Consider the following 13,046-nt stretch of genomic DNA (forward strand, 5'->3'; position numbering starts at 1 on the left):
CGCGTTATGATAGATAGCGTCAGATCGACGAAAAGTAGAAAGGGTGCGTGCCGTGACCACCGCCCAGACCACCCAGCTCGACGTCCAGCCGTCCCCGCTCGCCCTCCTGCTTCAACAACCGCGCCACCGCGTTCCTCATAGCCGTCGCCCTGGTCGTCGCCGTCGCGGCCGGCGCCTCCGTCTACACGCTGATGAACGGCGACGGCACCCCCGACGCGAAGCGCCCCGACCCCTCCCCGACGTCCGGCAAGAACGGAACCGCGCCCGACACCGCGTCACCCGCTCCGAGTTCCTCGGGATCCGACGCGCCTGCGGGCCAAGGAGCCGTCCCCGCCTCCTACTTGGGCACCTGGAAGGCGGTCATCGACAACGCGAACGGCGTGAGCACCCGCCAACTCACCATCGCCCAGGGCGAACCGGGCGCCGCGGGCCTCACCCTGATCGCCGAAGGCCCCGGCTACCACTGCGAGTTCACCGCCACCCTCACCCGCAGGGCGACCACGGACGACGGCCCCCTGACCTACGGCCCCTCCCGCGTCACCACCGGCCGCCCCCTGACCTCCTGCACCCCGGGCGGGATCACGGAGGTCTCCCTCCTGCCGAGCGGCGGCCTGCAACGACTCAACGCCGCCACCGGGGAGAAGCTCATCTACACCAAGGGATGAACGTCCGGCGAACATAAGGGAGTTGGCCCGGTTTGTCCGGGCGCACGGCTCCCGCGCGCGCCTACCGTGACGGCACGATCCAGCGGTCGTCAGCGGCGGGGGAGCCCAGTGGAGTGGCTGAACGCGGAGAACGTGGTGGCCGTGGGCACGGCCCTGCTCGGCATCATCGCCTCCGGGGTGATGGTCTGGTACGAGCGAAGAGTGCCGCGCCGCAGACGCGTCGGCTACCGCGTGCAGATGGACAACCCCATCGGGGACGACGCCCGTTCGGGCCGCGCCAACCGGCGGCTGGGCCTCTTCGACGAGACCCCGGGCATGACCGACGCGACGCTCGTCCTGCTGCGGATCGAGAACGACGGCTCGCAGGGCATCGACCGCGACGACTACACCTCGCCCGAAGTCCACGGCCTGACAGCGGTGTTCACCGACCGCACGGTCAAAGGCGTCACGGTCACCCAGCCGACCGGCACCGACCACCTGATGGACCACTTCACCGTGGAGCGCGGCTTCGGCTTCGACGGCCACACCCTGCGCGTCCCGCGCGTCCCCCTCAACCGGGGCGACCACTACAAGCTGCTCGTCCTGCTCTCCGGCGGCGACGTCGGCAGCCCCATACGCCTGTACGGCGGCATACGTGAGGGGGAGGTCCACCCCAACCGGAGTGCTACCCCCGACGACGTACCCCCGCTGTTCAGCCGGGCCGCGCGGACCATCTCGGTGATGCTGACGGTCTGCGTGGTGGCACTCGCGGCGATCGTCGTGGTCCGCGACGACACCCCGCCGCCCATCGAGTGCGCGAAGGGCCGTCTGACCGTCAGCGGCTCGACCGCCTTCGCCCCGGTCGTACAGGACGTCGCCGAACGGTTCGAGCACGACTGCGACGGCGCGACCGTCGTGGTGGACGCGCACGGCTCGACCGCCGCTCTGCGCGCACTGGACTCCGGAGGCGGCCGGAAGGACTCGGCGTCCCGGATCGCGATCTCCGACGGCCCCAAACCGGCCGGCATGGACGAACTCGTCGAGGACAGGGCGGCGCTCTCGGTCTTCGCGCTGGTCGTCAACGACGACGTGACGCTGAAGAACCTCTCCACGGACGCCGTACGGCGCGTCTACCGAGGCGAGATCGCCAACTGGCGGCAGGTGGGCGGCCCCGACCTGCCGGTGCGCATGGTCAGCCGGGACGCCAACTCCGGTACCAGGAAGGTGTTCCAGCGCCGGGTGCTGGGCCGGAACGAGACGGCCAACACCTCCGGCGACTGCCTCTCGCGGGACTACCGGCCGCCGGACGCACCCGTCCGCTGCGAACTCGACTCCACGGACCAGGTGTTGGCGACGGTCCGCAGGACACCCGGCGCGATCGGCTACAGCGAACTGAACGTCGCCGAACGCACCAAGGGCCTGCACCCGCTCGCCCTCGACGGCAACGCGCCCGACCTCAAGGCCCTCGAACAGGGCACCAGCGCCTACCCGTACCGCGAGATCGAGTACGCCTACACCTACGACACCCCGCCCGCGGACTCCCTCGCCGCGCGCTTCCTCACCTACCTCATCCGAGGGCTGGGACAGACGACGATCCGCTCGCACGGCCACCTGCCCTGCTGGAGCCCGCAGGGCCTGCAACTGTGCGCGGAGACCGTCAAGCCCGCCAACTCGCCCTGACACAGGCCCTCTTGCCGCCCCGAGGCGGTGTCCAGGAGCATCGGCAGGACACCGCCCCAGGAGGAGCCATGCCCCCCACCCCCACCAGGCGCACCGTCCTCACCGCGACAGCGGCCACCGCCGCGGCCCTGGGCGCGACGCCCGGCCAGGCGACCGCGGCCGACAGCGCCGCCGCACCCCGCCCGGCGACGGCCCAGCGGCCGAGCCGTGAACTCCGCGCCCTGCTCAAGGAGTTGGACCAGGACCGGATCGAGGCGACCGTCCGCACCCTCGTCTCCTTCGGCACCCGGCACACCCTCTCCGTCCAGGACGACCCGGCCCGGGGCATCGGCGCCGCCCGCGACTGGATCAGGGGCCGACTCCAGTCGTACGCGGCCGAGTCGGGCGGCCGGATGACGGTGGAGCTCCAGTCGTACGTCCAGGAACCGGCGTCGAGGATCCCCGTCCCGACCCGGATCACCAACGTCCTTGCCACACTGCGGGGTTCGGTCACCCCCGAGCGGGTGCACGTCGTCTCCGGGCACTACGACTCGCGGGTGAGCGACGTCATGGACGCCGTCTCCGACGCGCCCGGCGCGGACGACGACGCCTCCGGGGTGGCCGTCGTGCTGGAGCTGGCGCGGGTGTTCGCGCGACGGCGTCCGGCGTCGACGATCGTGTTCGCGGCGGTCGCGGGGGAGGAGCAGGGACTCTACGGATCGGGTTACCTGGCACGGCAGTTGAAAAGTTCCGGAGCACAGGTGCGGGCGATGTTCACCAACGACATCGTCGGCAGTTCGACCGCCGACGACGGTACCCACGACCCGTACACGATCCGCCTCTTCGCGGAGGGCGTACCCACGTCGGAGACGCCCGAACAGGCCGCCGTCCGGCGCTCGGTCGGCGGCGAGAACGACTCCGACACCCGCCAACTCGCCCGGTTCGTCAGGGACGTCGCCGACAACGACGCCACCGGCATGCACGTCCGCGTGATCTACCGGCGCGACCGCTATCTGCGGGGCGGCGACCACATCCCGTTCCTGGAGAACGGGTACCCCGCACTCCGGTTCACCGAGCCCGCCGAGGACTTCGCGCACCAACACCAGGACGTGCGCGTCGAGAACGGGCGGCCGTTCGGGGACCTGCCCGAGTTCTGCGACTTCGCCTTCACGACCCGCGTCGCCCGCGTGAACGCCGCCGCGCTGTGGACGCTCGCCCAGGCGCCGGGCGCCCCGCGCGGCACCCGCATCGTCACCTCCGCGCTCACCAACTCGACACGCCTGGTGTGGAGCCGGGGCACGGAACCCGACCTCGCCGGCTACGAGATCGTCTGGCGCGAGACGACGGCTCCCGAGTGGACACACGTCGTCGAAGCCGGGGACGTGACGACGTACGAGGTGGACCTGTCGAAGGACAACGTGTTCTTCGGGGTACGCGCCGTGAACCGGGCGGGGCTGCGGGGGCCGGTGTCGTTCCCCTCACCGCAGTCGTGACGGCACACCGGTCGTGATGGCGCCGGCCTCGTACGCCCCGTAGTACCCGGGAGCCACACCCCCACCCCTCACCGCGGCTCCGGCGGCCTCTGGCGCGGCATGTTCGGCCGCGTCCCGTTCACCGGCGGCGGGGAGAACCGCCCGGGATGCGGCCCGGCCGCCTCCTGGCGCGGTACGGAGGGCGCGGTCGTCTGGAGGGCCATCGACGTCGACGCCGTCCGGAACTCGATCATCCAGTCCGCCGTCTCGGTCCGCACCAGCTCCGTGACGTCCTCCGAGAACCGCCGCAGCACACCGAGGCACCGCTCAGCCGCCTCGCCGGCGGTCCCCTCGGCCGGCCCCAGCACCTCGCGGACGCTCTCCGAGGCCCAGTCGAACTGGAGCACCTGGAGCCGCCGCTGGACGGCCTGCGCGGTGGCGACGTCCCGCATCCACCCCGAGGTCAGCCCGAAGGTCCGGTCGACGGCGACGCAGGACACGGCGATCAGCAGCGCCAGGTACCCCCAGGGGGACGCGCCGTGCCACAGGCCGCCGAGGTCCAGCAGCGGCAGCGCCGCGCCGATCACCGCACCCCCCGCCGCTGACCCCCGTAGTACCCGGGCCCCGCGCCGCTTCCACCCCCGGTCGGCGAGGTACCAGGCCGCCGTCTCCAGCGCCCCCTGCTCCACCCACCGGTACAGCTCGTCGAGCCGCACCGCGGGCTCGCCCCAGTCGCCGTGCGGGAACGTCCGCCCGGTCAGATCGCCCGGCCGCAGCCCGGCCGCGCCCTCGTCCCGTCCGTCCTGAGGCGGACCCTCGGGCTGCATCTCCGGCTGCTGACCCACCCGGCACTCCCTCCTGAACCCCGTTCCGCTACCTGACCTGACACCTCCGGCGGCACCACGGGGGTCACTCCTGAGAGGCACATCCCGAGAGCTACCTCTGCCGTGACGCGTGGTGCCGGTGCGTCTGGACCTTCCTACCTCCCAATGGGTGGCGAAGAGGAAGGTTTCGCCGGTTTTACGCCCGGAAGTGGGCCTTGATCAGGTATAGGCCGTGGAGCACTCTCACTCGAAAGAGTGCCGAGGCAGCGCCCGCACAGACCACGTAGGCTCGTGCCGAGCGGGAAACCCCCGCCCCCGACGTCGTACGACACAGGAGCCGATGGTGTTTCCCGGTGGTGGCCAGCCCAACATGCAGCAGTTGCTCCAGCAGGCGCAGAAGATGCAGCAGGACCTCCAGCTCGCCCAGGAGGAGCTGGCGAACACGGAGGTCGACGGCCAGGCGGGCGGCGGCCTCGTGAAGGCCACCGTCACCGGCTCCGGCGAGCTGCGCGCCCTGGTGATCGACCCCAAGGCGGTCGACCCGCAGGACACGGAGACCCTCGCCGACCTGATCGTCGCGGCCGTCCACGCGGCCAACGAGAACGCGCAGACCCTCCAGCAGCAGAAGCTCGGCCCGCTGTCCCAGGCCCTGGGCGGCGGCGGCATCCCGGGCCTGCCCTTCTGACCCCCGTAACCCCGGAGTACCGGGAACCCTGAGATACCCGAGAACCAGGCTCCCGCACCCCGATCCCGATCCTCTTTCCCGAGGCCAGACCGGTTTCTTCACGCCGGTCGCCTTTCTGGAGGGGCATCCGGCAACTACCGTACGCACTGAAGGAACCCCAGGAAGGACGGCAGTCCGTGTACGAAGGCGTGGTCCAGGACCTCATCGACGAGCTGGGTCGGCTGCCCGGCGTCGGTCCCAAGAGCGCGCAGCGGATCGCCTTCCACATCCTCCAGGCGGAGCCGACGGACGTACGCCGCCTCGCGCACGCCCTGCTGGAGGTCAAGGCGAAGGTCAGATTCTGTGCGACCTGCGGAAACGTCGCGCAGGAGGAGCTGTGCGGGATCTGCCGCGACCCGCGCCGCGACCCCACGGTGATCTGCGTCGTCGAAGAGCCGAAGGACGTCGTCGCGGTCGAGCGGACCCGCGAGTTCCGGGGCAAGTACCACGTCCTCGGCGGCGCGATCAGCCCGATCGAGGGCGTCGGCCCCGACGACCTGCGGATAAGGGAACTCCTGGCCCGCCTCGCGGACGGCACGGTCACCGAACTCATCCTCGCGACCGACCCGAACCTGGAGGGCGAGGCGACAGCGACGTACCTCGCCCGCATGATCAAGCCCATGGGCCTGAAGGTCACCCGCCTGGCCAGCGGCCTCCCGGTGGGTGGCGACCTGGAATACGCGGACGAGGTGACCCTCGGCCGCGCCTTCGAGGGGAGACGACTCCTAGATGTCTGACGTCACGATGCCCGACGCCACGCTGCACGCGACCGGCCACAGCCCGGACGACTTCGCGGTCCAGATCGCCGACCAGGTGGAGAGCTTCCTGGTCGCGGTCACCGAGGTCGCCAAGGGCGACGAACCGGGCTCCGCGGTCCCGTTCCTGCTCCTGGAGGTCAGCCAACTCATGCTGGCCGGCGGCAGGTTGGGTGCCCACGAGGACATCGTCCCGGACGAGCGGTACGAGCCCGACGCGGGCCCCGACGCCGACGTCGACGAACTCCGCGAGAACCTCGCCCGCCTCCTTGAGCCGGTCGACGTCTACTCCGAGGTCTTCGACCCCTACGAGCCCCGTAAGGCTCCGGTACCGGCCCGGATCTCCGACGACCTTGCCGACGTCATCACCGACCTGCGCCACGGCATGGCCCACTACCGCGCGGGTCGTACGACCGAGGCGCTGTGGTGGTGGCAGTTCTCGTACTTCTCCAACTGGGGGACGACGGCGTCGGCGACCCTGCGCGCGCTGCACTCCGTCCTCGCGCACATCCGCCTCGACCAGCCGCTCGCCGAACTGGACGGCCTCGACACCGACCAGGCCGTGGGCGACGAGACCCTGGAGATCGAGGCCGGCCAGGTGATGACGGAGGAGATCGCGGAGCCGCTGGGGCTGAAGGCGCCGAAGTAGCCCGCACGGCTTACGGGATCTCCCGTACCCCTCAAGTCGCCCCGTAGTACCCGTAGACCTCAGGGGCTGGCCTCCAGCCCCGCGCGCTCCACCAGCAGCTCCAGCCTGCCGTCCAGCAGCCCCTGAGGGTCGTCGGCGCACGACGACAGCGCCACCATCGCCGTCACGATCACGTCGCACAGTTCTTGGTGGACGTCGTCCCAGGTGTGCGACGCCCCCTTGCGCGGGTTGGCGCCCAGCGCGCCGTGCAGCGCCTCGGCGACCTCGCCGAACTCCTCCCCGATCTTCAGCACCCGCAGCAGCCGTACGTCCCCCGCCGCGGCCGGCTCTGCGTGCTCGTCCAGCCAGCCCACCAGCCGCCGCACCCGCTCCCAGGCCAGGTCGTCCATCGCGTCCTCCTCAGGTCGTAGCTGAACGCAAGCACGGCGCGAGCGAGTTTTGGCGAGGTCCTGGATCTCTCCTGTACGACGGCTGCACGGGTGCTAACCGGTGAGACGGGAGTCTGGAGTCACTTCCTCCGCAGCAGCACCGGAGGGAACGAACTCCCCCCACACGCACTGGAGTTGTGATGAACCGTCGCCTTCGTCCGATCAGCAGGCGCACTCTGGCCGTCGGCGCGGCGGCACTTGTCGTCGCCGGGACCGTGGGAGCGGGAGTCGGCTTCGCCGGCCCCGAGCAGAGCAGACCGCAGCCGAAGCCGGCGGCGAAGGCCCGGATCGCCGGTCTCTTCGACACGTGGAACGCCGCGTTGCAGACCGGCGACGCGGAGAAGGTCGCCGACCTCTACGCGGACGACGCGGTGCTCCTGCCCACGGTCTCCAACAAGATCCGCACCAACCACGCGGAGATCGTCGACTACTTCGAGCACTTCCTCCTCAACAAGCCCGTGGGGAAGAAGATCACGACGATCGTCGACGCCTTGGACGGCAACTCCGCGCTCGACACCGGGATTTACGAGTTCACGCTCACCGACCCGAAGACCGGCGCCAAGAGCGTCGTCAAAGCCCGCTACACGTTCGAGTACGAGAAGCGGCAGGGCGGCGACTGGAAGATCGTCAACCACCACTCCTCGAAGATGCCCGAAGGCTGATCGAGACGCACAGGCCGCCGCCGGGCGCGTCCTTCAGGGTCACCGTGCCCCCGTCGTCCGTCACGAGCTGCTTGACGACGGCGAGGCCGAGCCCAGAACCGCCCCGCCCGGTGAGCCCCTGCCCCCGCCAGAAGCGGTCGAACGCCCTCGACTTCTCCTGGTCCGACATGCCCGGTCCCTCGTCGAGGACCGACAGGACCACCGCCCGCCGGCCCGAATCCCAGCGGGCGGTGCCCGATTCCCACCGGACCCTGATGGTGCCGCCGTCCGGTGAGACCTCCAGGGCGTTGGAGAACACGTTGTCCAGCACCTGGTCTAGGTGACCGGGAGCGGCCAGCACGAGCGGCCGGTCGTCGATACTTCCCCCCATGAGCGCGATGGTGACTCCGCGCTCGTCGGCGGCCGGCCTCCACACCGCGAGCCGCTCGTCCACGATCTCGGCAAGTGGCAGCGGTTCAGCGGCAGTTACCTTCGCCTCGGCTCGCGCGAGCACCAGCAGACCGTTGACCAGACGGCTCATACGGACGACCTCCGCGGTCGCCTGCTCGACGTCCTCGCGCACGAATTCGTCGTCCGTGCCGTCCGCGATGTTGTCCAGCGACAGTCTCAACGCCGTGAGTGGAGTGCGGAGTTGGTGCGAGGCGTCGGCGACGAAGATGCGCTGCGAGGCGATCAGGGTGTCGAGGCGCTCACCCGCCTGGTTCAGGGTGCGGGCCAGGGTCCGGGTCTCCTGAGGGCCCGTCTCGGGGGTCCGTGCCGTCAGATCCCCGTCGCTGAACCTGCTTGCCATGTCGTTGAGTTGGCGCAGCGGACGGGTGAGCCGGCGGGCCACCACCGCACCGATCACGGCGGCCACACCGAGCACGGCGGCGGCGAGCCCCGCCCGGAAACCCCAGATGTTCCACAGGCGGCTGGTCATGCCGTGCGTCGAGTAGACGATGCGTACGGCGCCGACGACGTCCTCGCCCGACTTCGCCGGGACGGTGATCGTCAGTTCGTCGCCCCAGATGAAGTTCGAACCCCAGTCGGTGGTGTCCTTGCCCTGCCGCAGCGCGCGCTCCAAGGCCTGGCCGGCTTCGGGGCGGGGCAGCGGGGCCGCGCACTCGGCGGTCGCCGTGACCTGGACGTCGTCCTTCGTCTGGCTGGCGTACGCGCGGGCCAGCTGGGCCAGCGCCTGGCAGGACGCGGTGTCGCCGTCGCCGAGCAGCACCGCCATCGTCGTCGCCTCCCGCTTCAGCGACACCTCGGTGTCCTGCCGGAGCTGGCTGGTGAGGGTGAAGGCCACGGGGAAGGTGAACAGGCCGATCGCGCCGGCGACGAGCAGGACGTAGCTGAGGATGAGCTGCCGGATCATGCGGGGGTATCCCCGGGGGCGCCCGTAGTACCCGTACCCCCCGTAGTACCGACGATCTCCAGCCGAAACCCCACCCCCCGAACCGCCTCGATGGTGATCGCCCCCGCCAGCTTCCGCCGCAGCGCGGCCACATGGACGTCCAGCGTCTTCGTCGGCCCGAACCAGTTCGCGTCCCAGACGGCCTCCATGATCTGCTCCCGGGTCATCAGCGCCCCCGGCTCCTCGGTAAGGAAGGCGAGCAGGTCGTACTCCTTGGGAGCCAGGGCCACCTCCTCCCCGTGCAGCCGGACGCGGGCCGCCTTGCGGTCGACGGTGAGACCGGGCCCGTACCGGTCGGGCCCCGCCTCGGCGGGTGTCCGGGGCTGGACCCGCCGCATCACCGCTCTTATCCGGGCGATGACCTCACGCACCCCGAACGGCTTGGACACGTAGTCGTCGGCGCCGAGTTCGAGCCCGACCACCCGGTCCGTCTCGTCGCTGCGGGCGCTGATCACGATGATCGGGATGTCGCCGCGGGCCCGCAGCGCCTTGCAGACGTCGAGGCCGTCGGTGTCGGGCAGCCCGAGGTCGAGGAGGACGACGTCGTGGGGGTCGGTGTGAGCGAGGGCGGCGGCCCCGGTCGTCACCCAGTCCACCTCGAAGCCGTACCGCTTCAGTCCGCGCCGCAGCGACTGCGCCACGGGCTCGTCGTCTTCCACCAGAAGTACGCGCACAGCGGCACCCTAGTGCTTGAAACTTAATTCACAGCATTCACGCGCGTAACCCCTACGACCTGGGTACTAGCTCTCACGAAGTAGCCGGAAACCAGCGCCGGACATCTCACCATGCGATACCCCGGAGGGGGATTTCGGGCGCTCGTTAGACTGACCGGTGCAATCGACGAACTGAGCGAGGAGCGCACGTGGGCCTTGTCGTGCAGAAGTACGGCGGCTCATCCGTAGCCGATGCCGAGGGCATCAAGCGCGTCGCCAAGCGGATCGTGGAAGCGAAGAAGAACGGCCACCAGGTCGTCGTCGTCGTTTCCGCGATGGGCGACACGACGGACGAGCTGATCGATCTCGCCGAGCAGGTGTCTCCGATGCCCGCCGGGCGTGAGTTCGACATGCTGCTGACCGCCGGGGAGCGGATCTCCATGGCCCTGCTGGCGATGGCGATCAAGAACCTGGGCCACGAGGCCCAGTCCTTCACCGGCAGCCAGGCGGGTGTCATCACCGACTCCGTCCACAACAAAGCCCGGATCATCGACGTCACGCCCGGCCGGATCCGCGAGTCCCTCGACCGGGGCAACATCGCGATCGTCGCCGGATTCCAGGGCGTCAGCCAGGACAAGAAGGACATCACCACGCTCGGCCGCGGTGGTTCCGACACCACGGCCGTCGCCCTCGCCGCCGCGCTGCACGCCGAGGTCTGCGAGATCTACACCGACGTCGACGGCGTGTTCACCGCCGACCCGCGCGTGGTGAAGAAGGCGCAGAAGATCGACTGGATCCACTTCCAGGACATGCTGGAGCTAGCTTCCTCTGGCTCCAAGGTATTGCTCCACCGGTGTGTGGAGTATGCCCGCAGGTATGACATCCCGATCCACGTCCGGTCCAGCTTCAGCGGACTCCAGGGCACATGGGTGAGCAGTCAGCCGCCCGTTTCGAAGGCACAGCAGCAAGGGGACCAGAAGGTGGAGCAGGCCATCATCTCCGGTGTCGCGCACGACACCTCCGAGGCCAAGATCACGGTCGTCGGCGTGCCGGACAAGCCGGGCGAGGCCGCCGCGATCTTCCGGACGATCTCGAACGCCGAGATTAACATCGACATGATCGTGCAGAACGTGTCCGCCGCCTCGACCGGTCTGACGGACATCTCCTTCACGCTCCCGAAGTCCGAGGGCCGCAAGGCCATCGACGCGCTGGAGAAGAACCGCTCCGGAATCGGCTTCGAATCCCTGCGCTACGACGACCAGATCGGCAAGATCTCGCTGGTCGGCGCGGGGATGAAGACCAACCCGGGCGTCACGGCCGACTTCTTCACCGCCCTCTCCGACGCGGGCGTGAACATCGAGCTGATCTCGACATCCGAGATCCGTATCTCGGTCGTCACCCGCGCGGACGACGTCAACGAGGCCGTCCGCGCCGTCCACTCGGCGTTCGGCCTCGACTCCGACAGCGACGAGGCCGTCGTCTATGGAGGCACCGGGCGATGACCGTACGACCGACGCTCGCGGTCGTGGGAGCGACCGGGGCCGTCGGCTCGGTCATGCTCACGATCCTCTCCCAACGCGCCGACGTCTGGGGCGAGATCCGCCTCGTCGCCTCCCCGCGCTCGGCCGGCCGCAAGCTGGCCGTGCGCGGCGAGGAGGTCGAGGTCGTAGCTCTCACGGAGGAGGCGTTCGACGGAGTCGACGTCGCGATGTTCGACGTCCCCGACGAGGTCGCCGCCCACTGGGCACCGGTCGCCGTCGCGAAGGGCGCGGTCGTCGTCGACAACTCCGGCGCCTTCCGGATGGACCCCGGCGTCCCCCTCGTAGTACCTGAGGTGAACCCGCACGCCGCCCGGGTCAGGCCGCGCGGCATCATCTCCAACCCCAACTGCACGACCCTGTCGATGATCGTCGCCCTGGGCGCGCTGCACGCCGAGTTCGGGCTGCGCGAGCTGGTGGTCTCGTCGTACCAGGCCGTCAGCGGGGCGGGGCGGGAAGGCGTCGAGACGCTGCGGCGGCAGTTGGCGCAGGTCGTAGGGGACGGGGGTACGGGAGGCGTAGGGGGAACCCTGGGTACTACCCCGGGAGACGTACGGAGGGTCGTAGGGGACGACACCGGGCCGTTCCCGGCGCCGATCGCGCTGAACGTCGTGCCGTGGGCCGGATCGCTCACCGAGGACGGCTGGTCGTCGGAGGAACGCAAGGTGCGGGACGAGTCCCGCAAGATCCTCGGGCTGCCGAAGCTGCCGGTCGCCGTCACCTGCGTCCGCGTCCCCGTCGTCACCACGCACTCCCTGACCGTGCACGCGCGCTTCCAGGACGAGGTCACGGTCCGCGGCGCCCGCGAGATCCTCGCCACCGCACCGGGCGTCGTGCTCTTCGACGACCCCGCGGCGGGGGAGTTCCCCACCCCGGCGGACGTCGTGGGCACCGACCCCACCTGGGTCGGCCGGGTCCGGCGCGCTCTCGACGACCCGACCGCGCTCGAACTCTTCGTCTGCGGCGACAACCTCCGCAAGGGCGCCGCCCTCAACACCGCGCAGCTCGCGGAACTGGTCGCCGCCGAGTGGACGTCCCGGCCCGGATCCCGGGCGGAGGGATCTCACCCGGAGTGAAAGCCGCTGGCCAGGGCCGGGTGGCTTTGTAGGATTCGGATCAGGACTGTGAGCCGGAAGACGGTCGCGCCGCCTTGTCCCCGGGCGGGTCGGCGTTCGAAGATTTTTCTCCCCGCCCACCGCAACCGCGCGGTGGGCGGGGAGCGTCTTTGCGGTCACCCTCTCCGGGTGCGCAGGCGTGTGACCACGGGCTGTAGCTGTCGGAAGCCTGTGTGGCGGGCGTGGGGACGCCCGTTTCGTATGGGGACACTTCCTATGGGACATAGGGAACATAGGGGAAGAGCGGGACGTATGAGGGTAGACGAGGGGGCGTGGGCCGACAGACGGCCGACCCCGCGACCCGGTGTGAGCGCCGGTGAAGAAACGATTCCGGTGACGGGGGTGCACGGGTATTACGGGTCGTACGGGTCCCCCGCGCCGGCCCGGCGCCGAAAAGTGACGGCCGACACGTACAACCCCGTCCGGGGTACGGGTGTCCAACTGGCGTGGCAGAGGTACTCGATTTCACAGCGGCGACCCGCGGCGCGGCACTGCGCCCGCCCCGCCGGACCGCCCGCCCCCGCATCGCC

The 13,046-nt window shown here is 70.2% G+C and carries 13 protein-coding genes; 9 read left to right on the plus strand and 4 right to left on the minus strand.

All coding sequences use genetic code 11. The features are described from left to right. The first annotated feature begins 191 nt into the window (after positions 1–191). From ACVNF4_RS23535 to ACVNF4_RS23545, 3 genes are all read left to right on the plus strand, one after another. Positions 192–665: a hypothetical protein gene (locus ACVNF4_RS23535; RefSeq protein ID WP_461804862.1), complete on the plus strand. Its 474-nt coding sequence runs from the start codon at positions 192–194 to the stop codon at positions 663–665. 108 nt (positions 666–773) lie between these two features. Beyond that, complete coding sequence (locus ACVNF4_RS23540) at positions 774–2,324, plus strand: substrate-binding domain-containing protein (protein ID WP_461804863.1); 1,551 nt, start codon at positions 774–776, stop codon at positions 2,322–2,324. A gap of 68 nt (positions 2,325–2,392) precedes the next feature. After that, positions 2,393–3,796 carry a M20/M25/M40 family metallo-hydrolase gene (locus ACVNF4_RS23545; protein WP_461804864.1) on the plus strand — a complete coding sequence of 468 codons (1,404 nt, stop codon included), beginning with the start codon at positions 2,393–2,395 and terminating at the stop codon, positions 3,794–3,796. A 68-nt stretch (positions 3,797–3,864) separates the two neighbouring features. Here ACVNF4_RS23545 and ACVNF4_RS23550 read toward each other — a convergent pair whose 3' ends face one another. Beyond that, a complete protein-coding gene (locus ACVNF4_RS23550; protein ID WP_461804872.1) occupies positions 3,865–4,602 on the minus strand; it encodes an SLATT domain-containing protein in 738 nt (245 codons plus the stop codon). 340 nt (positions 4,603–4,942) lie between these two features. On the opposite strand from ACVNF4_RS23550, the gene ACVNF4_RS23555 reads away from it, so the two are divergent. The 3 genes from ACVNF4_RS23555 to ACVNF4_RS23565 all read left to right on the plus strand — a co-directional run bounded on the left by ACVNF4_RS23555 (position 4,943) and on the right by ACVNF4_RS23565 (position 6,727). Beyond that, entirely contained in the window at positions 4,943–5,284 is a 342-nt protein-coding gene (locus ACVNF4_RS23555; protein WP_461804873.1) for a YbaB/EbfC family nucleoid-associated protein, read from the plus strand. A gap of 176 nt (positions 5,285–5,460) precedes the next feature. Continuing rightward, complete coding sequence (recR, locus tag ACVNF4_RS23560) at positions 5,461–6,060, plus strand: recombination mediator RecR (RefSeq protein WP_461804865.1); 600 nt, start codon at positions 5,461–5,463, stop codon at positions 6,058–6,060. Positions 6,061–6,067: 7 nt separating this feature from the next. Further along, complete coding sequence (locus ACVNF4_RS23565; protein ID WP_461804874.1) at positions 6,068–6,727, plus strand: DUF5063 domain-containing protein; 660 nt, start codon at positions 6,068–6,070, stop codon at positions 6,725–6,727. Between the two features lie 59 nt (positions 6,728–6,786). Here the strand turns inward: ACVNF4_RS23565 and ACVNF4_RS23570 are convergent, their stop codons facing one another. After that, on the minus strand, positions 6,787–7,116 hold the full coding sequence (locus tag ACVNF4_RS23570) for a MazG-like family protein (protein ID WP_461804866.1): 330 nt from the start codon (positions 7,114–7,116) through the stop codon (positions 6,787–6,789). A gap of 179 nt (positions 7,117–7,295) precedes the next feature. On the opposite strand from ACVNF4_RS23570, the gene ACVNF4_RS23575 reads away from it, so the two are divergent. Beyond that, positions 7,296–7,817: an SgcJ/EcaC family oxidoreductase gene (locus tag ACVNF4_RS23575; protein WP_461804867.1), complete on the plus strand. Its 522-nt coding sequence runs from the start codon at positions 7,296–7,298 to the stop codon at positions 7,815–7,817. Here ACVNF4_RS23575 and ACVNF4_RS23580 read toward each other — a convergent pair. Both ACVNF4_RS23580 and ACVNF4_RS23585 read right to left on the minus strand, forming a co-directional pair. Next, positions 7,783–9,171 (minus strand): HAMP domain-containing sensor histidine kinase, encoded by a 1,389-nt coding sequence (locus ACVNF4_RS23580; protein WP_461804868.1) that lies wholly within the window; start codon positions 9,169–9,171, stop codon positions 7,783–7,785. The two genes, ACVNF4_RS23575 and ACVNF4_RS23580, sit on opposite strands and share 35 nt — an antisense overlap. After that, complete coding sequence (locus tag ACVNF4_RS23585; protein ID WP_461804869.1) at positions 9,168–9,884, minus strand: response regulator transcription factor; 717 nt, start codon at positions 9,882–9,884, stop codon at positions 9,168–9,170. Before ACVNF4_RS23585 ends, ACVNF4_RS23580 begins: the two co-directional genes overlap by 4 nt. 188 nt (positions 9,885–10,072) lie before the next feature. Between ACVNF4_RS23585 and ACVNF4_RS23590 the strand changes: the two genes are divergently transcribed. Together ACVNF4_RS23590 and ACVNF4_RS23595 are read left to right on the plus strand one after the other, a co-directional pair. After that, a complete protein-coding gene (locus tag ACVNF4_RS23590) occupies positions 10,073–11,365 on the plus strand; it encodes an aspartate kinase (RefSeq protein ID WP_461804870.1) in 1,293 nt (430 codons plus the stop codon). Next, positions 11,362–12,477 (plus strand): aspartate-semialdehyde dehydrogenase, encoded by a 1,116-nt coding sequence (locus ACVNF4_RS23595; protein WP_461804871.1) that lies wholly within the window; start codon positions 11,362–11,364, stop codon positions 12,475–12,477. The genes ACVNF4_RS23590 and ACVNF4_RS23595 overlap by 4 nt, the downstream gene beginning before the upstream one ends. The last annotated feature ends 569 nt before the right edge of the window (positions 12,478–13,046 follow it).

The sequence above is a fragment of the Streptomyces sp. S6 genome, from assembly GCF_054880855.1.

Excerpts from the sequence above, each read along its gene's own strand:
- ACVNF4_RS23580 (WP_461804868.1), bottom strand. The coding sequence starts at position 9,171 with ATGATCCGGCAGCTCATCCTCAGCTACGTCCTGCTCGTCGCCGGCGCG.
- ACVNF4_RS23545 (WP_461804864.1), top strand. The coding sequence starts at position 2,393 with ATGCCCCCCACCCCCACCAGGCGCACCGTCCTCACCGCGACAGCGGCC.
- ACVNF4_RS23565 (WP_461804874.1), top strand. The coding sequence starts at position 6,068 with ATGCCCGACGCCACGCTGCACGCGACCGGCCACAGCCCGGACGACTTC.
- ACVNF4_RS23575 (WP_461804867.1), top strand. The coding sequence starts at position 7,296 with ATGAACCGTCGCCTTCGTCCGATCAGCAGGCGCACTCTGGCCGTCGGC.
- ACVNF4_RS23595 (WP_461804871.1), top strand. The coding sequence starts at position 11,362 with ATGACCGTACGACCGACGCTCGCGGTCGTGGGAGCGACCGGGGCCGTC.
- ACVNF4_RS23570 (WP_461804866.1), bottom strand. The coding sequence starts at position 7,116 with ATGGACGACCTGGCCTGGGAGCGGGTGCGGCGGCTGGTGGGCTGGCTG.
- ACVNF4_RS23550 (WP_461804872.1), bottom strand. The coding sequence starts at position 4,602 with ATGCAGCCCGAGGGTCCGCCTCAGGACGGACGGGACGAGGGCGCGGCC.
- ACVNF4_RS23535 (WP_461804862.1), top strand. The coding sequence starts at position 192 with ATGAACGGCGACGGCACCCCCGACGCGAAGCGCCCCGACCCCTCCCCG.